The 21,121-nt window shown below is 33.1% G+C and carries 18 protein-coding genes; 2 read left to right on the top strand and 16 right to left on the bottom strand.

Going from position 1 to position 21,121, the window contains the following annotated elements; translation table 11 throughout:
- The 3 genes from LJE08_RS01985 to LJE08_RS01975 are packed head-to-tail and all read right to left on the bottom strand — an operon-like array spanning position 1 to position 2,093.
- Complete coding sequence (locus tag LJE08_RS01985) at positions 1-807, bottom strand: PTS system mannose/fructose/sorbose family transporter subunit IID (RefSeq protein WP_227402286.1); 807 nt, start codon at positions 805-807, stop codon at positions 1-3.
- Positions 808-818: 11 nt separating this feature from the next.
- Positions 819-1,601, bottom strand: a complete 783-nt coding sequence (locus LJE08_RS01980) for a PTS sugar transporter subunit IIC (protein WP_227402285.1) — start codon at positions 1,599-1,601, stop codon at positions 819-821.
- An 18-nt stretch (positions 1,602-1,619) separates the two neighbouring features.
- On the bottom strand, positions 1,620-2,093 hold the full coding sequence (locus tag LJE08_RS01975; protein WP_227402284.1) for a PTS sugar transporter subunit IIB: 474 nt from the start codon (positions 2,091-2,093) through the stop codon (positions 1,620-1,622).
- A 407-nt stretch (positions 2,094-2,500) separates the two neighbouring features.
- Here LJE08_RS01975 and LJE08_RS01970 point away from each other — a divergent pair, with 407 nt between their 5' ends.
- On the top strand, positions 2,501-3,202 hold the full coding sequence (locus tag LJE08_RS01970; protein ID WP_227402283.1) for a GntR family transcriptional regulator: 702 nt from the start codon (positions 2,501-2,503) through the stop codon (positions 3,200-3,202).
- 587 nt (positions 3,203-3,789) lie between these two features.
- Here LJE08_RS01970 and LJE08_RS01965 read toward each other — a convergent pair.
- The 13 genes from LJE08_RS01965 to LJE08_RS01905 all read right to left on the bottom strand — a co-directional run bounded on the left by LJE08_RS01965 (position 3,790) and on the right by LJE08_RS01905 (position 18,193).
- Positions 3,790-4,146, bottom strand: a complete 357-nt coding sequence (locus LJE08_RS01965; protein WP_227402282.1) for a YbaN family protein — start codon at positions 4,144-4,146, stop codon at positions 3,790-3,792.
- A 675-nt stretch (positions 4,147-4,821) separates the two neighbouring features.
- On the bottom strand, positions 4,822-4,962 hold the full coding sequence (locus tag LJE08_RS01960) for a hypothetical protein (RefSeq protein ID WP_186998504.1): 141 nt from the start codon (positions 4,960-4,962) through the stop codon (positions 4,822-4,824).
- Between the two features lie 170 nt (positions 4,963-5,132).
- A complete protein-coding gene (locus tag LJE08_RS01955) occupies positions 5,133-5,474 on the bottom strand; it encodes a type II toxin-antitoxin system death-on-curing family toxin (RefSeq protein WP_227402281.1) in 342 nt (113 codons plus the stop codon).
- Positions 5,471-5,971, bottom strand: coding sequence for a RhuM family protein (rhuM, locus tag LJE08_RS01950; protein WP_227402280.1), 501 nt, complete (start codon positions 5,969-5,971; stop codon positions 5,471-5,473). The genes LJE08_RS01955 and rhuM overlap by 4 nt, the downstream gene beginning before the upstream one ends.
- A gap of 570 nt (positions 5,972-6,541) precedes the next feature.
- The gene (locus LJE08_RS01945) at positions 6,542-7,381 is read right to left on the bottom strand and encodes a PRD domain-containing protein (RefSeq protein WP_227402279.1); all 840 of its coding nucleotides are present in this window, start codon (positions 7,379-7,381) and stop codon (positions 6,542-6,544) included.
- A 20-nt stretch (positions 7,382-7,401) separates the two neighbouring features.
- Entirely contained in the window at positions 7,402-8,868 is a 1,467-nt protein-coding gene (locus tag LJE08_RS01940; protein WP_186998506.1) for a glycoside hydrolase family 1 protein, read from the bottom strand.
- A gap of 5 nt (positions 8,869-8,873) precedes the next feature.
- A complete protein-coding gene (locus LJE08_RS01935; protein WP_227402278.1) occupies positions 8,874-10,724 on the bottom strand; it encodes a beta-glucoside-specific PTS transporter subunit IIABC in 1,851 nt (616 codons plus the stop codon).
- Positions 10,725-11,467: 743 nt separating this feature from the next.
- Complete coding sequence (locus tag LJE08_RS01930) at positions 11,468-13,330, bottom strand: AAA family ATPase (RefSeq protein ID WP_227402277.1); 1,863 nt, start codon at positions 13,328-13,330, stop codon at positions 11,468-11,470.
- Positions 13,331-13,484: 154 nt separating this feature from the next.
- Positions 13,485-14,147 carry a hypothetical protein gene (locus LJE08_RS01925; protein WP_227402276.1) on the bottom strand — a complete coding sequence of 221 codons (663 nt, stop codon included), beginning with the start codon at positions 14,145-14,147 and terminating at the stop codon, positions 13,485-13,487.
- Entirely contained in the window at positions 14,131-14,568 is a 438-nt protein-coding gene (locus LJE08_RS01920) for a MarR family winged helix-turn-helix transcriptional regulator (protein ID WP_227402275.1), read from the bottom strand. Before LJE08_RS01920 ends, LJE08_RS01925 begins: the two co-directional genes overlap by 17 nt.
- 160 nt (positions 14,569-14,728) lie before the next feature.
- Complete coding sequence (locus LJE08_RS01915; protein WP_227402274.1) at positions 14,729-15,823, bottom strand: SIS domain-containing protein; 1,095 nt, start codon at positions 15,821-15,823, stop codon at positions 14,729-14,731.
- Positions 15,824-15,861: 38 nt separating this feature from the next.
- Entirely contained in the window at positions 15,862-16,560 is a 699-nt protein-coding gene (locus LJE08_RS01910) for a GntR family transcriptional regulator (protein WP_227402273.1), read from the bottom strand.
- A 166-nt stretch (positions 16,561-16,726) separates the two neighbouring features.
- Positions 16,727-18,193, bottom strand: a complete 1,467-nt coding sequence (locus LJE08_RS01905) for a hypothetical protein (protein WP_227402272.1) — start codon at positions 18,191-18,193, stop codon at positions 16,727-16,729.
- A 71-nt stretch (positions 18,194-18,264) separates the two neighbouring features.
- Here LJE08_RS01905 and LJE08_RS01900 point away from each other — a divergent pair, with 71 nt between their 5' ends.
- Positions 18,265-21,117, top strand: a complete 2,853-nt coding sequence (locus LJE08_RS01900) for a DUF3427 domain-containing protein (RefSeq protein ID WP_227402271.1) — start codon at positions 18,265-18,267, stop codon at positions 21,115-21,117.
- Positions 21,118-21,121: the final 4 nt, after the last annotated feature.

The following is a 21,121-nucleotide window of genomic DNA, read 5'->3' as shown; positions in this document are numbered from 1 at the left end:
TTATAAAACCCCAATTACTGATCCTAAAATAGCAATTCCAATAACAGCGAATAATACAACAGTTGAAGACATACCCTTTTTAATTGCCTTATAAACACCTAAAGTCAATAATAGTGGTACTAATCCAGGCATAATTCCATCGAAAATCTGTTGCAAAGACATAGCTTGCTCACCTGTTCCGACTACAAATCCTAAAGGAACAGAAACCATTGTTGCTGTCATAACACCTAAAACCATAAGTCCAACTAGTGTAGTACCTTCAGTAATTCTTTGCATGATGTTTCCACCTTCTAATTTACTAATGAAATCACCACCAAATTTATATCCATATTGCAAACCAAAATAACGTGTACCAATGTTAAAAATATTAAATAACAACAAGAACACTAATGGTCCTAAAATGTTTCCACCTGTCGACAAAGAAACACCAATACCTGCACAAATTGGGAACAATGTAAACCAGAAGAAACTATCTCCAATACCTGCTAAAGGTCCCATCAGCGCTACTTTTACAGAACTGATTGCATTTCCATCTACTTCTTCACCATCAGAAGCAGCTTCTTCCATGGCCAAAGAAATACCCATAATCGGCATTGCCATATAAGGATGAGTATTGAAGAATTCCAAATTTCTTGTTACAGCTGATTTTAATCCCTGCGAATCATCTTTATAAATTTTTTTCAACACTGGTAAAATTGTCCAGCAATATCCCAAAGCCTGCATACGTTCATAATTCCATGAGAACTGCATGAAAATTCCACGCCAGAAAACTTTATTTAAATCCTGTTTTGTAATTACTTTACTCATAATATTATCTCCTAATCTTCCATTAAGCTATCTAATGCATCCATATTTGTACTTGCCGTTTCCACTGTTGTTTGATTCTTTTTATAGTAATCAATGATCAATGCAACACAAACTGCAACCATTGTTACACCAACTGTAGAGAAGCCACCAAAAATAGCTAATGCAAAACCAATAAAGAAGAATGGGAATAAATGAGGAATATTTAACATTGTCAATAACATTCCAAATCCGACTGCTGGTAGCATTCCACCTGATACTTCTAATCCATGTAATACAGATTGAGGAATAACACTAATAAACGCTTGAACAGCATCTACACCAAAATAAATAGCTGGGAAAACAATAACAGATACTCGAACAAAATGAACTAATAGACCTAAATAGTGCGCTATTGACAGTTTTCCATACTGCTCTTTTTCAGCATAACCATCTGCCACGTGAATAAAAATTGTACAGAAAGTTCTACCTAAAATATCCAATGACTGAGCTGCAACAGCTACTGGAATAGCTAATGTAAGAGCAATCTCAGCTCCTTGTCCACTTAAAATTGCTAATGCTGTCGCAATTAATGAACCAATTGTTTGATCAGGAGGTACAGCGGCACCAACACTACCAATGCCCATAAAAATCAACTGTAAACTAGCTCCAACAATAATACCTTGTTGAATATCACCTAAAATCAATCCAGTTAACATACCTGTTACTAATGGTCTACTCAAGCCAAAGTGACCATTCATATATTCTATTGATAATAAACTCGCTAAAATACTTAGCGAAATTGCTTGTACTAACATTTTATTTCTCTCCTATTTTTACAATAATGTTAAAACATCTACTTTTTGATCCGATACCAATTGTCTGTGTTCTACTTCAACACCTAAATCATTTAATTCTCTTATATCTCTTTCTTCATCTTCAGACACAGATAAAGCCTTAGAAATTTGACGTCTACCTTCTTTAAAACGCACTCCTCCAAGATTTAATGACTTTAAATCGATTCCTTTTTTCACCAATTCCAAAGGCGTATGTACATTTTCAAAAACCAACATTACACGATAAGAATCTAAAATCCCTTGATTATATTTTTCAACAAACTTATCTACACTCTGAACATATAGTTTTACTCCAGCAGGTGCTGAAACCTTTAAAATCGAAATTTGCGTTTTGTTTGCTGCAATCTTATCGTCAACCAACACAACGACTTGAATATTTTGTCCACGAATCCAACTTGTAGCAACTTGACCATGAATCAACCGATCATCTACTCGACCTACTATTATTGACATATTCTTTCTCCTCTTTAAATTAATCCTTATTTTAATTACTGACAAACTTTATATTTTAACATTTTGGCATTAGTGTAATCTTTATTGTTATTTCAAAAATAATGTACATATATTCCAATTTTATTCCATATAGCAGCAAGAATTTTCAAATTTATTATTATGCAATTATTAGAATGTCTTTTAAGATTATTTGATTAAATCTGCAGTATAAAATCTATATTCTTAAACAAAATAATGAAACATTTTATTGAAATAACCAATTATCCAACTCCCTTCATCCTTGTAATTTAACTATATCACATGTATATACATGTTGTCTATATGTATTAAAAAATTGTAAAGATAACTTGTATATATATGTAAAAATCATTTATAATACTATAGAAAATAATACAAAGGAGAATCCAATGAAAAGTAAAAACGAACTTGTTAAGCAATACATAATGGATCAACTTCATAAACGTATTTATTTACCAGGACAACTAATTGAATCTGAAGGACAACTATGCGAAAAGTTAAATACATCAAGAATGACTGTGCGAGGCGCACTAGCTGATCTTGAAGCTGAAGGTATTGTCTATAAAGAAAAAGGCCGAGGAACATTTATTGCTCCAAGACCTAAATACTCTGAATTTAAATGTGGAATAAGTTTTTCTAAAGAAGTATCAAAAAGAGGAATGGTACCATCTACTAAAGATGCCACATTAGAATGTATATTTGCCACAGAAGAAATCGCAAAATCACTTCATATAGAAACAGGAGAAAAAGTTTGGAAAGTTACACGTGTACGTTGTGCTGATGGAATTCCAGTAATTTTTGCAGAAGAATATTATATTTACAGCCTATGTCCAAATTTAACACCTGATATTGTTAATCAATCAACATATGGATATTTGGACTCTTTAGGAGTGAGTTTTGCTTTTGCGGATCAAAAAATGGAAGCTATACTTTGTCCTAAAAGCATTGCAGAAAAATTAAATATTCGTGAAGGCCACCCATTAATTATGATGACATTAACTGTTTATATGAAAAATGGAGTCATCTTTAATTGTGGTATCGAATACTATAGAACTGATAAATTCACATTAATTCAATCTGTATATCAATAAGAAGTTTAAAAACTTCTTTTTTATTATCTATAAACATAAAATATGCTTATGCCATCCATATCATATTTACTTTATGCCCGCTTCTTTTTCAAACCCCTCAATGATTTTGCAATCTCAGCCAACCCATGATTTACATCATCAAAATCATCCACTAACACTCTTACTTCTTCACAATCCAGTACTACATCACTACTATTTTAGCTTATTCAATACACATTCCTACAATTCATAATCCTCATCTGTCATCTACCTTAAGCATCATAAAAGCCGTCACATTATGCAACGGCAAGTCTTCTATGAAACTTATATATATGAATAGCTAATAAGATTATTAATACAATCGACACTGTTCTATGAAGAATTAATATCATTGGATATTCAACCATAATCAATCATAGTATCCCTAAAACAAAGGATACTATGGTTAATACAATACTTCAAATCCAATCTCTTTCTATATAGAAAAACATGAATCAAAGCCAATACTAAGAATAATGTAGAAGCCAATTTATGAACTATGACTCCAGTATTTGGAACCATAATAGTCAAAACAAAGCTAATTGCGAGTAAATAATTCAAAACCCTTCTCATATAGTCTTTACTCCAAATGTAAAATAAACCATATGAAAAATCCAAACAATCAATAAAACAATATTGCCAACCACAATACCCTTCAATCCCATCATGATAAATCCAATGCTCATTAATAAAGTTACTGAACACATAATACGAAGCTTTGCTCGTTTCGTCATACCACTCTTAATATTATTCTCTTCATACAACTTCGTATTCTTAAACCAACCATCCAATCTTTTACTTGATTTTGCAAAACAAAAAGCTGCAAGCAACACAAAAGGAACCATTGGAAGAATCGGTAATATGACACCAATAATTCCTAACCCTAATGATATGCATCCAATCATGATATATAGAATCTTTTTCATTATGTCTACAAGTTAGAAAATACTAACTCTTATTCCATAAAAGAAGCCATCTCTTTGTTAGAGGTGACTAACCGATGATTATACTACTGAATTTAAGCCTTGTTGTCAACACAATCAGTTTACACATGCGCTCCTTTATCTGGTTTAATACGCTGCGAGTTGGATGAACGAATGTCTTTTATTTTTTCTATAATAGTGTATAGCATCACACTATCAACCAACAGATTTGCATAAACATTCCTTTATCGGTATAATACAGATGCAGAAAGACTACTGGATACAGTGGTTGCTCTGAAATCATTCTAATGCTAAGGCACTAGTCAATTCCTTTGCGATTGGGCGGACTAGTGTCTTTTGCATTTTTCTATAATCATTAACGTAAGTCGTAGTATTTCTACTAGTGCCATTAAACACATGGCAACGTCAATATAAAGATAAATATACATATGACAACCTCCTACAATAAACGGAATCGAGCCGAGAACGCAAGCTAAATTACTTTTAATTTCAGAGGTACCACCCTACTGTACACAGTAGCCAATTCCAATTATAAAACTTCAATGTGAAAACATTATTAAATCGCATGAATTTCTAAAAAATTTTTATAAACATTAAACAAGTCACCCGGTTATCAGGTGACTTGTTATATTAAATATTACTTTTCTGCAATTTTCTTTATTTTATCTGCGATATGCTTAGCGTCCAACTCATAGTATCCAATAAATCCTTAGGATTACCACTTCTGCCAAACACATTTTGCATACCTAACATATATTGTCTGCATACGACTCCTTCAGGTGCAAGTACTTCACTCACTGCACTTCCAACCCCTCCACCTCTTGTCAGAGATGTCTAACTGATGATAGTTTTCCGAATTTAAGACTTGTTGTCAATCTTGAACAACCCTCTTTTTAAATCACAACACCATATCAAAAGATACTAATTTACATGAAATAATGTCTTTTAAAATTCACATTTCAAAAAATTCATGACAAGTTTGACCATCGTTTCCTTTTCTTCTGGTCTAGACTCGCAATCATTAATGTAATTGCGACTAAAGCACTGTCTGAAATAATCTGTTTTCCATCGATAATCAGATGTTTATTCTTATTTAGAAATTCCAAGAATATGGATGCACCAATACGTTTGCAACCATCCACAAAAGGATGATCTTTGATTAAAAAGTAAAGTAGGTTTGCAGCTTTTTCTCCAATACTTGGATACAATTCAGTTCCAAAAACATATTGATAGATAGCCGCTAAGATTCCATTAAGCTTTCCATACTCTTTTTCAACACCAAACACATTTGAATAGTTTCCATATTTCATAGAATCAATCTATTCACGACTTCTTCGTAGGTTAACTGATAAACAGAAGCAATGTCATCCGGTTTAGGAATCGTTCCATGATCATAATCATCTAGAAGAGTTAATGCATTCGAATAGGCATCAACAACATTCAACACTTCTTTTTCTTCAATGTTTAAAGCAGAAGCAAGCAATCTAGACTGTATTTGGATAGTTTTATCTAAAGCCTCAAGTCTCTTTTCATTAACTGTAAATCCCTTTATCATATAGTCCTTCAATATAGATGTTGCCCATTTACGAAAGATAATTCTGTTTTGTGATTTTACTCTATACCCAACGGAAATAATTACATCTAAAGAATAAAATGGAACAGATTGCTTAACTCCAACAACACGCATTTTTTGCGTGTTGTTCTCTTTTTCAACTTCTCGATCTTTAAATATGTTATTAATATGCTTACGAATTGTTTTTTCATCACGATCAAACAACAATGCCATTTGATTCGCAGATAACCACACAGTATCTTTATCTGGAGTTACCGTAACGTCTAATTCTTAATTTCCATTATTAAACTTAATTATTTCATTGTTCATGTCTACCCCTTCTCCTTATATTTATATGACCTTTATAATAATTAACAAACTCTAATCAAAAGAACTACCTCATTTGCATAATCCTCTATTTATAGCTATAATACAAATACAGAAAGACTACTGGATGCAGTGGTCCATCTGAATTATTTTATGTCAAAAGACACTAGTAATTCGTGGCTCAATACGTGAACTAGTGTCTTTTACATTTTTCTATAATTAATAATGCAATTCTTAGTATTTCTACTATGACCATTAAACACATGGCTACATCAATGTATAGATAAATATACATACAACACGTCCTCCTGCAAAATCGGAATCATCGAGAACTCAAGATATCATCCTTTTCATTCAGAGGGTTCACCGTTACTACATCCAGTAGCACTTTTAATTATAAAGAGTTCATGTGAAAACAACATTAAATCCAGTAAATTTATTGTTTTTTTTCTCGATTTAAGAAAGATAAAAGAAAAGGTAGAACTAAATTGCTTAATTCTACCCTTTCATAATACGTGCTATATGAACAACTAAGAATGTTACTTCTTCATTCGTTAATGGAGTACCATACTTTTGTTCTAAGAAAGCTTTAATTTTTAATGCGACGGCCATCTCTTTTTGATACGCACTCTTCATTTGGTTATACAACAAATCATTTTGATTATTCAACATACTATTTGTGAAATATCTTTCGACAAAGAACTTAATGTGTGTGACAAAACGCATATAGTGAGCGCTCTGCCGATCCACATTTCGATTCAGCGAAAAAATCACAATATTGATAATTTCACCAATGACTTTGGCATATTTCATCGTATCATGACTCTCTTGTTTACCCATTGTCGCATTCGCAAAATGGAAGGCAATATTGGCCGCCTCTTCTTCAGGAAGTGTAATGCCAAGCTTTTCCTCAAACATATAGATAGCCATTAAACCAGCCTTGAATTCTTTTGGATAATAATTTTTAATTTCCCAAAACACGCGATTGGTAATGACAATCCCATCGCGAACTCTTTGCACCGCAAAATTCAAGTGATCTGCCAAAATCAAGTATAGACTTTTATTGAACTCACACTCCAAAAGCTTTTGTGCCTCCACAATGATTTCTTGTGTAATCGTCAAAATATCGATTGGAATATCATCCATCAATTCTTCAAACTGTTTAGACTTTGTGTTTTCCACAGGAACAAATATCTGATTTGAAGCACTTTGATCTATGCTTTCACCAACCTTTTTGCCATAACCAATTCCTTTACCAAGCAGGATGAACTCATTGTTCTCATGATCACTCACAAGAACGACGCTTGAATTTAAAACTTTCTTAATTACGTAATTCATTTCCCTGCTCCATTCTACTATTATTCAAAATCTACACTATTATTTTCGATAACCTTCTTATACCAATAGAAACTATCTTTTCTATATCTATTATAAGTTCCATTTCCATAATCATCAATATCCACATAGATATATCCATAGCGTTTTGAAATTTGTTTTGTTGATTCACTAATCAAATCAATACATGCCCATGAAGTATAGCCCATAAGTTCAACACCATCTTCTACAATCGCATCTAACATACATTCAAAATGCTTTTTCAAATATTCAATACGATACTGATCATGCACCTTTTTATCTTCGGTTAATACATCTCTTGCACCCAAACCGTTCTCAACAATAAATAATGGTTTACGATAACGATCATACAATTCAACCAATGAAATTCTCAATCCCAATGGATCAATTTGCCAACCCCATTGGCTTGTTTCCAAATATGGATTCTTAACAGCCAAAATCGTATTTCCAGGAGTTACATCCAAACCCGTCTTATCTGCAGCTTCACAACTAGACATATAATAAGAGAATGAAATGAAATCTACAGGATATTCCTTCATAATACGATCATCATCGGCTTCTTTGACAATATTAATATTGTTGTTTTTAAAATAAGACAATAAATAAGCTGGATATTCACCAAATACTTGCGTATCACTATAGGCATACGTAGAACGCATCTTTTGTTGCGCAGCCAATACATCTTCTGGCTTACAAGTATATGGATAATATGTAAGTTTAGTCAACATACAACCCACCTTTGAATCTGGAACAATTTCATGACAAATCTTTGTTGCCAAAGCACTCGCCACAAATTGATGGTGCATAGCTTGGAAAATCACTTCTTCGAAGTTTTTACCTTCAAAACGATCTTCAACAAGTCCACCCGTCGTATAAGGATGGCGAATCATACTATCCACTTCATTAAAAGTTAGCCAATACTTCACTTTATTTTTATATCGAGTACAAATTGTTTCCACAAAACGAGTAAAGAAACCAATCACTTCTCTAGAATACCAACCATCATAGTTTAATACTAAATTTAATGGTGGTTCATAATGAGACATTGTCACCAATGGCTCAATACCATACTTTAATAATTCATCAAATACATCATCATAGAATTTCAAACCCTCTTCATTCGGCTCCAAATCATCTCCATTTGGAAAAATTCTTGACCACGCAATGCTCATACGATATGTCTTGAACCCCATTTCTGCCATTAAGGCAATATCCTCTTTATAATGATGATAAAAATCACTACCATGACGCTTCGGATAATTCACTTCATCCTCAGGATGAGCTAAGCCCTCCTCAATATCCTTTGTCGTTATTGAAACATGCTTATTATAATCCTTTACGTCCGCATCAAAATGAGCTCTTGCAACATCCGAAACGGACCATCCCTTTCCACCAAGGTTCCAACCACCCTCAAATTGATTGGCAGCCGTAGCACCACCCCATAAAAATCCTTCAGGAAACTTTTTCATATACATTACCCTCTTTTTACATCAAACAATACATCACCAGTCTTAACATCTCCATATGACTGATTTAATACTTTATAACTTGTACTATTACTATTCACAACCATTACAGTAGGATCTAAATTCTTTTCTTTGATTGCATCCAAACCAAATTCAATTAATAAATCCCCCTCTTTTACTTTATCATTCTGCTTTACAAAAGCCGTAAATCCAACACCTTCCATAGAAACAGTATTTACACCAATATGAATCAAGATCTCAGCGCCATTACTTGTTCTTAAACCAATCGCATGCTTAGTCTCAAATAACATAACTACTTCAGCATCACAAGGAGCATATAACTTACCATCTTTAGGAACAATGGCAATTCCATCACCCAAAGTCTTCGATGCGAACATTTCATCACTCACTGTACTTAAATCAACAGCCTCACCATTTAATGGTGATACTAAAATATTCACTTCTTTTTCTTCTTCTGTTAACGATTCAACAACAGTAACATCTTCTTCAACTTCACTATCACTATCTTTCCATAACACAAATGTGATAATGAAAGATCCTAATAACGCAACCGCAAAACCAATACATGCATACATGAAGTTACTTCCATTTGCAGGATCCACAAACATGGACATACTTGCCAAACCAGGCCCTACAACAATAAATGCTTTTACGACAAACAATCCCATCAACATACCAGAAATGGCTCCAGACAATACAACACCAATCATAGCCTTTTTATTTTGTAAAGTAACACCATACAATGCAGGCTCTGTAATACCCATTAAGGCAGAGATTCCAGCCGATAATGCCGTCTGTTTTAAATTTTCATCTTTAGATTTCAATGCCACCGCAAAACAAGCACCACTCTCACTAATATTGTGAGCTAAACTTGCAGGCATATATAAAGCTTCATATCCCAATTGACCATATGTTGTGATGGCATATGGAAGTAAAGCTTTATGCATTCCAGTCGCAATCATAAATGGTAAAATAGCTGCAAGTAATCCTAATGCCACAAATCCAAGTTTTCCATAAAGAGCTAAGATTACAGCCGTAAATAATGTACCAATATTATATCCCAATGGGCCTAAAATCAATAAAGTCACAGGAATTGTGATAGCCAAAGACATCATTGGAACAAAGAAAATACGAATAGCCTTTGGAGAAATTTTATTGAATCCTCTTTCCATCAAGCTTAAGAAAATAACACATAAGATTGCAGGGAATACCTGTGAACTATACGTAACATTCTTTACCGCAAAACCAAACAATGTCATTCCATCTGTAAGAGCTTGTGTAGTTGCAGGCAACAATAAATATCCAACTGCCGCAACCGCAACCAAACGATTTGACTTTAAAGCATTCGCAGTCGTTACCGCAACCATAATAGGTAAGAAATAGAATGTTGCATCTGAAATAGCAGCCAATGCTGTATATACAGATGAATCACTTGCCAACAATCTAAACATCGAAAGCAATAATAAAACGGACTTTAATACACCAGCACCCGCAATAGCAGGAACTAGTGGTTGAAATACACTAATGATAAATTCTAATAATTTCGCACCCCATTTACGATCATCCTTTTTAGCTTCAATACCTTGATTTCCACTTAAAGGACAAATCTTCAATAATGTATCATACACTTCAACAACGTTGTTTCCAATCACAATCTGAAATTGACTTCCATCCACAACGCCCATAACACCCTTGATTTTCTTGATTTTTTCTACATCAACAACACTCTTGTCAACCAAACTAAATCTCAATCTTGTTGAACAATGTTCCAAAGTCGCAACATTCTTCGAACCACCAATTAAATCTAAAATCTCATTTGCAATTTTTTTGTAATCCATAAATTGTTTTCTCCTATCATCTATTTAAGAATGGCCATTCAAAGTGCAAAAAAGGCAGAATCCCATAAACACCTTGAAAAATTCAAAGCAATTTATTAGATCCTGCCTGCATTACCAGTTACATGTCTTTTTATTTGCAGGCATATGTTAACATTCATCTGTAAGCGTTGTCAATACTTTTTGATAAATTATTACCAGCAATCATTTAATACACATACAAGAAAAGCACTAGATACAGTGATCACTCTGAATTATTCTAATGTAAAGACACTAGTAATTCGTTGTGCTTACGTGAACTAGTGTCTTTTACATTTTTCTATAATCAATAATGTGATTCTAAGTATTTCTACTATGGCCATTAAATACATGGCAACATCAATATGTAGATATATATACATAAGCTTTCCTCCTGTAAAAAAATAGAAGGATCTACTTACCTGGAATTCAAGATTCAAGGCTTCAAAACTCCTTAACAAGAGGCAACCATCAACCACACCCAGTAGCCAGTTTCAATTATAAAACTTCAATGTGAAAGCATTATTAATTCCAATAAATTTGTTGCGATTGTTCCTATTTCATCTAAAACGTCTTATTTTCATTGAATTAGATACTCTAAAATTCATATAGAAAGAGAACGTCGAGTAGGCGTTCTCTTGAAGAAATTCTAAAATAATAATTGCAATCCCATCACAATGACCCACATATAAGCACAAGTCTTAGGAATCTTAAATAAAACTACTATTCTAATTTGTTTTAACACAAACACGCTTTCCAGAAAACGCAATCCCAAATCTCAATATCTTTTTGATTCCTTCACTCTTCATCTCAGAATCATATTCCATACTATGAATCTGACAAAGAGCTTCATTTGCCAAAAGCGTTAATTCATGATCATCAAGATTCTTTTTCCACTTGAGTTCCATAATCATTCCAGGATACTTATCATCTCTAGGAATTAAGCCAATATCAAATCTTCCTTTACCAGACTCTCTATTCGACTTTATTTTGTACTGATTATCCATCATCGAAATCAATCCTAAAATCAATCCATGATAGAAAGATTCACTAGCCGTATCATAAAAGCTAACTGCTTTATTCATATATTCAGAAATAGCTTTTTCTAGTTTTACATAATCATTTAAGAACAAACTTTCCGCAATCTTATCTGCAGTCGTTCTTGAAACTGCACCAATCTGCATCAAATGTGCCAAAACCTCACTTTTATAAACGGAAGCTATCTCTTTATTGGGAATCGATACCTGACACAAATAAGATCCATCCGCCTGCAATTCTTTAATCGTTGTTTTCAAATACCCAGCTACCAATAATAAACTATAGATATTAGCTGGATCATCTGTAAGTGAACGATAAACAACATTTTGATCAATTCTTGCCAAAACTTTATCCCCACGAATCAAAGAATAAAGCTTTTCTGTTATATCCTCATCCGCCACTTTTAAAACATCTTCGAGAATCTCATTCTTTCCAGTATTCACCCAATATGCCTGTGGAACACACCCCTTCGAAATATAATTAATAACAGACCACGGATTATAGATTTCTTCATTCCCAAACAAATATCCATCATACCATTCTTGAAGTTCACTCTCTTTTTCAGCAACTCCATAATACTCTAACATTTTACTTACTTCTTCATTTGTAAATCCGAAATAACGATCATATGCTTCATCCATCACTGAGTTCACAGTTAAATTATTTAATCCACTAAAAATACTTTCTTGAGCAATTCTCAAAATTCCGGTTAAAAAGCCGTAAGAAAGATTTTTATTATCCTTAAAAGCACCAGAAAAGAAATTTCTCATAAAGCCAATGATTTCATCATAAAAATCCTTAGAATACCCTTCCTGAATTGGAGTATCATATTCATCAATAATAATAATTGGAGCTTGATCATAATGCGTCGCAAGCATCTTAGATAACTTTTCAAGTGAAAAAGACAATTCCACTTCATTTTCTGTTGCACTTAATATTTTATTAAAATACGCCTTCTCATAATCCGATATTTTTCCACTACTCAACAATTCTTGATGCCTTCCATATTCTTCTTGAAGTAACGATTTAATTTTCTCTACAGTGGCCTGCCAAGAATCAAACTTTACATCTTTAAAAGTAAGAAAAATCACAGGATATTTACCTTGATGCATTCGATAGTTTTCCCCACACTTCCAAATATTCTTATCTTTAAAATATTTAGACGTATCCTCATCCACCTTTTCAAAATACACTCTAAGCATATCCATATTCAATGTTTTTCCAAATCTTCTTGGTCTTGTGAATAATGAAACCAATGGCTTTTGATCTAAAAACTCCTTAATTAACATTGTTTTATCCACATAATAATAATCCGATTGAGCACGCACATAGTCTGAAATACCAATAGGCAATGACTTTCTATCTGTACTCATCCCTTTTTTACAGTATTCACCAGACGAAATTCTTCCATCTACCGGTTTTGTTGCTTCATCTGGAATTTCCCAATTTTTTCCATTCTTAACAGCACCCGGAATTCTTCCCGATTTACACAAATTCGAAACTGCACGAACACTAATATTCCAAATTAAAGCCATTTCTTTACAAGTTTTCATGTGAACACCACCAATCCTACTACCAATAGTATACCCATTATTCGGAAATATGTCGAATTCATTCGGTATTTTATTCGGTAGATTATCAACTTATAGTGGTATTCTTCTTTTTGAAAAAATTAAAAAGGTGCAATGAAGCACCAAGTTTTGTGAATTAGAATAATAATTGTAATCCCATCACAATGACCCACATATAAGCACAAGTCTTAGGAATCATCAATAACCCAATCTTTGGTTTTGTCTTAGACCACAATGTAACTGGGATGTAACACCCAAAAGAAATAAGGATGGCTGCAACCATACGGTTCATATGTAAATCGTACATATTTCCTGAAATGGCATAAAGAATTATCACACCAACTCCAGTTACCGCAAACACGGCATTACGAATCACAGAAAGCTTCCTATTTCCTTCTTCGGAAGTCCAATTGTTTTGTGGTAAGAAACATACAACGATACGAATAATAGCTGAAATCCAAATCATAGCCTCAACCCAAAGTGGAGCTTGTAATGTTGGGAATGTTAATTTCCAGATAAACAATAAAATAATATAGAATACGGTCATTGTGATTGAAGATACTTGCAATCCAATTCCAAGCTGTCTTTTAATTTTATCATTTGTACCATACAAAGCCCTTTTAATACGAGGAACCAAGTGGAATGCGTCTCCACCACACAACGTTAATGTTAATACACCATATAATATGAACAATGGATTTCCTTTCGAATATACAAAGAATAAGATTCCAGCAATTAAGTCAAAAATCAAGTAACAAGCATCAAAAATCACTTCCATTAAATCAGGAATTTTTTTCATTTGAAATCATCCTTTCTGCATTGTCATACACCTTTTGAAATACACTCATAAACACTTTGATTTCTTCTTCACTAAGACCTTCAAACATATCTTGTGCAAACTCCTTTTGCGCCCATATTCCATCTTCAATTACTTCATTGGCCAATTGTAGTAAATGAATAGTTACATGCTTTTTATTGTCTTTGTCGACTCTTCGCTCAATAAAACCACAATCTTCTAATACTTTAAGTGAAATCGAAACATGAGACTTTGTAGACTTACGAATACGAACAATGTCCGCAGCCGTATTGTACGCAGGATTGTTGTAAATAAACATTAATATGTCATACTCCAACTGTCTTAACTGATATTTTTCGCAAACTCCAGAAACCTTCATCTCATAATATCTCGTTATCGTTTTATGTTCATCCCAAAAGTGCATATGCGCTCTCCTCATCGTTCTATTTAGAACATTAATATTCTATAGCTCATGAATAGGTTTGTCAATAAAAATCATTGACACCATTCTTACGTCAACTTCTCGTAATTTTTATACATCTATATAAAAAAAGCCTTCCAAACAAGTCGAAAGGCTAATTACACTAATCTTCATATGTGATTGTTTTTGAATTAACGATCTTTTTAAATTCCTCAAACAACGGATGTTTAGGAATAGATCTTAATTCTTTACTAATTCTATATGCGAATAATTGGAATACTTGAAGATACGTTAAGGATACAGTATCTGCACAAGGATTTAGTAACGTTAATACATGATCATCATCATATGCTTTATTTGTGATGTAATATACACGGTCTGACACAGCACGAGATGCTCTATAGATTTGGTATGAACGATCTGAAGTTTCATCTTGCGCATCAATGATAAATACATTGTGCTTTGGAGAAAGTTGCAAATTCGGTCCATGAATATATTCTTCTAATTCATATGCACAAGAAACAACTAATTCATATGCACAAGAAACAACCTTCACAGTTTCACCAATCTTTAGTGCTGCCTCTTTAGCTACACCTTCACAAGGACCACAACCAGCTGCATACATATTTTCCATAGATAAGAAATTCTTTTTAAACTTTTCTAAGAAAGCTTCTTCATGCACAAAATTTTCCTTTTGCATAGAAGCATAACTTTCACAATATGCATCAAGCCAAGCTGTATCAACCATTTTTCCTTGTTTTTCTAAAATTGCAAACGTAAGTTTTATTAAGAATAAGGCAAGTGTTGTTACACCCTTAGTAACATACCCCTCCTTTTCTTCGTCTACATAATCAATCACAACTTCAGCATAATCTTTAATATCGCTCTTTAAATCCCCTGTTAAAGCGATTGTTTTACGATTTAAATTTTTTAATATATCCAATGCATCTAATGCATTTTTACTATATCCACTCTGTGAAACGACAAACACAAAGTCATCTTCACACAACACTGGATAGTATGCGAATGTATATGGATTTATCACAGTGACATCTACACCTAAATATTTTTCCATAACATATTTAGCACACCAAGACCCATTTCCACTCGAACCAGAAGCTATAATCTTAATATTTCTATAGTTTCCATCCATATAAACCTGAGCCAATTTATTCGTCTGTTCTTTATTTTTATATACTGAATTTAAAATATCTTGCGTCTGCAAAATATAATATTCCATTGTTTCTAATTGTTCCATATTGTTTCTAATTGTTCCATATTGTTTCCTTCGTGAAATTATATTCTAAAACGATACGTGGATTTGTCACTTCGAATATAACTATGTGTATATTCCACGACATTTTTTTCTTTATCAAAGCCAATATATTGAAATCGAAATACAGGTTCTACAAGATTTCCCAAAAGTTTTGAGATTCGATCATCTGGAAATTGTACGATTAATGAACGATGGAAGTCACAAGGATCATGATCTTTCTTTGCCATAAAATCATATAATGACACTTTTGAAAAATCATAGTCTTCAATGCCCTCTACATACTTGTATGGCATATAGGCAATTTCCACAGAAAAAGGTTCATCATTGTAATAACGAACACGCATTAAACAATAAACGTCTTCTCCTTCTTCTAATTTCAAGTGTGCACGAATCGAAGTTGTCGGCTCAATCTTTTCTGCAACAATGACCTTACTGTCAATTGAAAAACCTTGTGCCTTTAAAAAACTACTAAAACCACGATGTTCATTTATCGCATCATAGTTTCCCCATGAAGGTTTTACAATTTGTTTTGCGACAAACGTTCCTTTATAAGGAACCTTGAACAATACACCATCTTCAATCAAGACATTAAGTGCTGATCGCACTGTCTGTCTGTTCACACCACATTTTTCAGCCAAGTCTCTTTCAGACTCCAAACGCTCACCTGGCAACAATTCTCCATTATCAATACGATTTAACAACGTATTTTTTAAACGCAAAAAAAAACACCGATTATAAGAAGTGTTGTTGCACTTTTTTCATCAACAAAAAAAACACCTATCCTAAACAGATGCCTAAATTATCATTTGTTAATAAATTTGTATACTCGTAAGTATACTACTCATGAGTATACAAATATTCAATAATCTTTCACTGTATATTTCTTTATTCTCCCAGTTCATCCAACATATCATCTACACCATCACGATAATTTTCATCGTTATCGTAACGATTCTCATCATAATCACCAAAATATGCATCATCACTTCCTTCATCATAAGATGAGGACGAAGAAGATGATGATGAGTTTGAACGTTGCCCCTCTTTCTTTTTACGTTTCTCTTCCCTTGCCTTAAACTCACTCAATTCCGTACGACGCCTATTCTCAAGACGATACTGTTCCATTTGCGCTTCCCATTCTGCCTCTTCCTTTTTCAAAGAAATATATCCATATCCAAATAATAGTCCAAGAATAATCAAGAAAATAATTCCACCCCTACCCTTAGATTCATTATTTGGTTGAATGACCTTTTTTTCCTGATAATTTTCACTAGGATCAGCTTCAGGCAAAACTCTTTCCTGATTTGAATAATCACTTTGTTTCTTTGTTGTTTGAACTTTTGGTGGGATATTCACCGAAAACCTTAAATGTATATCATATAATCTTCTAAGGATAAAACCGGCTAACCAATCAATAAAAGCATCCTCAAATTCAATACTAAAACAAGTTAATAAGCTAAGAAACTCAAACATCGATTCATCCATTAAGGATGAATCAAAACAAGGATCATTCTTTAACATTGTCTTAATTTCATCCTCTGACTTACCATCATATTTTCGAATCAGTTCATCATCACTCATATCCAAGATTTTCTTAACTCCATCACCAACGATTTTCTTACGTGTTTCTATATCTAACTTCTTAGACATCTTTCTCTCTGCTTTTGTAGGTATATTAGGCAGTTTCGTTTCTTTTTTAGTAACAGGTACATCCACACCATACAGATGCATTACCTGTATTAACTCTTTTGTAAGTAAACCCTTTTTATTAGCATGAATATAAATCTCTTCATAGATTGGACAAAGACTACAAGCTTCACTAAACTTATCTTCTTCAATTAAAGAATCAATAGATCGAACAAACTCATACGAACTATATCCCTTAATACACTCTTCACAAATAGACGCATAAAAATGTCTTAAGTAAACAGGAATAAATACAGAAATGTAGAAATCATTTTCTTTACATTGTTTAGAAACATCCTCCATATGTTTCTTTATTTTACTTGAATCCAAAATCATACGATAAAGCATACTCGCCAACGGATTGCACAATATACCAAAATTTACATTTAAACAAGACTCTAACATCTTCTCCTTTACAAGCTCTATTTCTACATTAATCTGACTTGTACTTCCCTGCATCATTAATATATGAATCTTTTCAAGACTATCTATATCACGATTCAAATTATTCGTATTCATATTTGAAAAAGAAAGTTCAATATCTTTATATTCACCACAAATTAGTTTATTCTCTACATCATTTACTAAACTTGAATACTTATCTTTACAATCATTGTAATAGTCATACCAATCTAGAAACTCTTTTGAAATTATTATATTTTCCATTCCCTATACCTCTGGTCTTATACTGTTATTATAGCCTTTTCGATCTATGATTTCATTTTAATGCTGGTATAATGTTAGGTATGAACTATCAAAATATACAGAGCGGCCTATCTACCGCATTTTTAGACAAAAATATATCTTCCAACGTATTATATCGACCTCAATTTATTTCAAACGACTATAAGAATGGAAGAAAAGTACTAAGCACCATTGAAGATGAATTATTACACTGCGACTCCTTTTTAATCAGTGTAGCCTTCATTACGATGGGAGGAATTACCCCCTTACTTCAAACGCTTCGTACTTTAGAAGATAAAGGCATCAAAGGTAAAATTCTTACAACGGACTATTTGGCATTTAGTGATCCTAAAGCCTTAGATAAACTCGCTACATTTTCGAATATTGAACTTAAAATGTATCTAGTACCCGACTCAAAGAATGGTTTTCATACCAAGGGATATATCTTTCAATCCGATGAAATCTACAAGATCCTTGTGGGTTCTAGTAATATGACAAATACAGCACTTACTACAAATCGAGAATGGAATACAAAAATTGTGTCCACAAAATCCGGTGAGTTTGTATCAGAAATGTTAGATGAATTTGAAGAATTATGGAATCATCCAAATACATATTCCTACAATGCATTTATTGGTGCATATAGAGTGCATTATGAAGAATACAAAAAGGTGAAACAAAAAGAAGACATTAAATTACCCTCTAAACAGTTGATTCCAAATTCTATGCAGCAAGCCTTTATTTCCAATCTTAGAAAGCTTCGCAATGAGAATGAATCAAAGAGTTTGTTGATTTCAGCCACAGGAACAGGAAAGACGTATGCCTCAGCCTTTGCCTTACAAGATCAGAATCCCAAGAAAGCCCTATTTTTAGTGCATAGAGAGCAGATTGCCAAACAAGCTCTTCAAAGCTACAAAAATGTATTTGGAGAATCCAAAACATTTGGTTTATTATCTGGAAAGAGTAAAGATACTGATGTAGACTACTTGTTCGCAACCATGCAAACGATGTCTAAAAAAGAAGTGTATTCAAGTTTTGCCCCTGATACATTCGATACCATCATCATTGATGAGGCACATCGCATTGGAGCTAAAAGCTATCAAGAAATCATGGACTACTTTAAACCAAAGTTTTGGCTAGGAATGAGCGCAAGCCCAGAAAGAACCGATGACTTTGATGTATATGCAGCCTTCGACCATAATATTGCCTATGAAATTCGTCTTCAACAAGCTCTAGAAGAAAACTTATTATGTCCATTCCACTATTTTGGCATTACTGACTTTTTAACCAACGGAAACGAAACAGATTTTACCGATTTCAACTATTTAACATCCAACCAAAGAGTGGACTACATTATCGAACAAACCAATTACTATGGATATAGTGGAGAAAGAGTCAAAGGACTCATGTTTTGCAGTTCCAAGAAAGAAGCGGCTGCCCTTAGTGAAAGATTAAATCTACGAGGATATCGAACTATAGCTTTAAGTGGAGAGGATTCTCAAGAAAAAAGAGAAGATGCGATCGATCGCTTAGTATCCGATACAAGAAGTGACTATCTACAATACATTTTAACTGTAGATATTTTTAATGAAGGTGTCGACATACCTGAAATCAATCAAGTTGTCCTATTAAGACCTACACAATCGCCCATTGTCTTTGTCCAACAACTAGGTCGAGGCCTAAGAAAATCAAAAGACAAAGAATATGTTGTCATTCTAGACTTCATTGGAAACTACAAAAACAACTTCATGATTCCAATCGCCCTATCTGGAGATCGTTCTTACAACAAAGACAACATAAGACGCTATGTACTTGAAGGTGAAAGAATTATTCCAGGATCGAGTACGATTCACTTTGATGAAATCAGTAAGAAACAAATTTTTGCGTCGATTGACACCGCCAATTTTGCGGATATCAAGCTCATTAAGGATAGCTATAAAAATCTAAAGAATAAACTTGGAAGAATCCCTACTCTTATGGATTTTGAAACCTATGGAGAAATTGACGTACAAAGAATTTTCGACAACAAATCACTAGGATCTTATTATGCCTTTTTAAAGAAATATGAAAAGGATTATAAAGTAAGATTAAATGAACTTGAAGAAAACTTTATTAAGTTTATTTGTACAAAACTTGCCAATGGAAAAAGAAAGATAGAGCTTGAAACACTAAAAGATTTAATCAACGATCAAGAATATACAAATGATCTATCCCAAACAAATGTATTAAACATCTTCACCAATGAATTTCCAACTGGATCTGGAAAGAATACTTTTAAAGATTGTATTTTTATTGAAGATACGAAAACTTCAAAACCATTTAAGACATGTTTAGAAAACAACGAATTTAAATCCATGGTAAAAGAAATCATTGAATATGCATTGGATCAATATAATAAACATTATAAGAATACATATAAAGATACAAACTTTGTTCTTTATCAAAAATATACATACGAAGATGCCTGTCGCTTATTAAATTGGCAACACAATGAAGTTCCATTAAATATTGGCGGATACAAATATGATCAAACAACCAAAACATTCCCTGTCTTTATCAATTATGACAAGGCAAACGACATTCAAGATACCATCAAATATGAAGATCATTTTATCAATGAAAGTCAATTGATTGCGATATCCAAATCCGGAAGAACCACAAGCAGTGATGACGTACAAAACTTCTTGTACGCCAAAGAAAGAGGGATTGAAGTTCATTTGTTTGTGCGAAAGAACAAAGATGATAAAACAAGCAAAGAATTCTATTATCTAGGCCATATGCAAGCAGAGACAGATAAGACCAAACAGTTTGTGATGCCAAACACACAAAAAACAGCCGTCGAAATCTTATGGCAATTGGATACACCCGTAAGAGAAGACATTTATCGATACATTGTAGAGGAGTGATTTT

Source organism: Holdemanella sp. DFI.5.55 (assembly GCF_020593575.1).
Taxonomy (GTDB): domain Bacteria; phylum Bacillota_I; class Bacilli_A; order Erysipelotrichales; family Erysipelotrichaceae; genus Holdemanella; species Holdemanella hominis.
The sequence above is the reverse complement of the archived record's forward strand: the minus strand, read 5'-3'. Positions and strand labels throughout refer to the sequence as shown.

What these genes read in the sequence shown, in the direction of transcription:
- LJE08_RS01905 (WP_227402272.1), bottom strand. Translation starts at nt 18,193, where the DNA reads ATGGAAAATATAATAATTTCAAAAGAGTTTCTAGATTGGTATGACTAT.
- LJE08_RS01975 (WP_227402284.1), bottom strand. Translation starts at nt 2,093, where the DNA reads ATGTCAATAATAGTAGGTCGAGTAGATGATCGGTTGATTCATGGTCAA.
- LJE08_RS01920 (WP_227402275.1), bottom strand. Translation starts at nt 14,568, where the DNA reads ATGCACTTTTGGGATGAACATAAAACGATAACGAGATATTATGAGATG.
- LJE08_RS01945 (WP_227402279.1), bottom strand. Translation starts at nt 7,381, where the DNA reads ATGAATTACGTAATTAAGAAAGTTTTAAATTCAAGCGTCGTTCTTGTG.
- LJE08_RS01980 (WP_227402285.1), bottom strand. Translation starts at nt 1,601, where the DNA reads ATGTTAGTACAAGCAATTTCGCTAAGTATTTTAGCGAGTTTATTATCA.
- LJE08_RS01985 (WP_227402286.1), bottom strand. Translation starts at nt 807, where the DNA reads ATGAGTAAAGTAATTACAAAACAGGATTTAAATAAAGTTTTCTGGCGT.
- LJE08_RS01955 (WP_227402281.1), bottom strand. Translation starts at nt 5,474, where the DNA reads ATGAAATATGGAAACTATTCAAATGTGTTTGGTGTTGAAAAAGAGTAT.
- LJE08_RS01915 (WP_227402274.1), bottom strand. Translation starts at nt 15,823, where the DNA reads ATGGAACAATTAGAAACAATGGAATATTATATTTTGCAGACGCAAGAT.
- LJE08_RS01935 (WP_227402278.1), bottom strand. Translation starts at nt 10,724, where the DNA reads ATGGATTACAAAAAAATTGCAAATGAGATTTTAGATTTAATTGGTGGT.
- LJE08_RS01965 (WP_227402282.1), bottom strand. Translation starts at nt 4,146, where the DNA reads ATGAAAAAGATTCTATATATCATGATTGGATGCATATCATTAGGGTTA.
- LJE08_RS01930 (WP_227402277.1), bottom strand. Translation starts at nt 13,330, where the DNA reads ATGAAAACTTGTAAAGAAATGGCTTTAATTTGGAATATTAGTGTTCGT.
- LJE08_RS01900 (WP_227402271.1), top strand. Translation starts at nt 18,265, where the DNA reads ATGTTAGGTATGAACTATCAAAATATACAGAGCGGCCTATCTACCGCA.
- LJE08_RS01970 (WP_227402283.1), top strand. Translation starts at nt 2,501, where the DNA reads ATGAAAAGTAAAAACGAACTTGTTAAGCAATACATAATGGATCAACTT.
- LJE08_RS01925 (WP_227402276.1), bottom strand. Translation starts at nt 14,147, where the DNA reads ATGAAAAAAATTCCTGATTTAATGGAAGTGATTTTTGATGCTTGTTAC.
- LJE08_RS01940 (WP_186998506.1), bottom strand. Translation starts at nt 8,868, where the DNA reads ATGAAAAAGTTTCCTGAAGGATTTTTATGGGGTGGTGCTACGGCTGCC.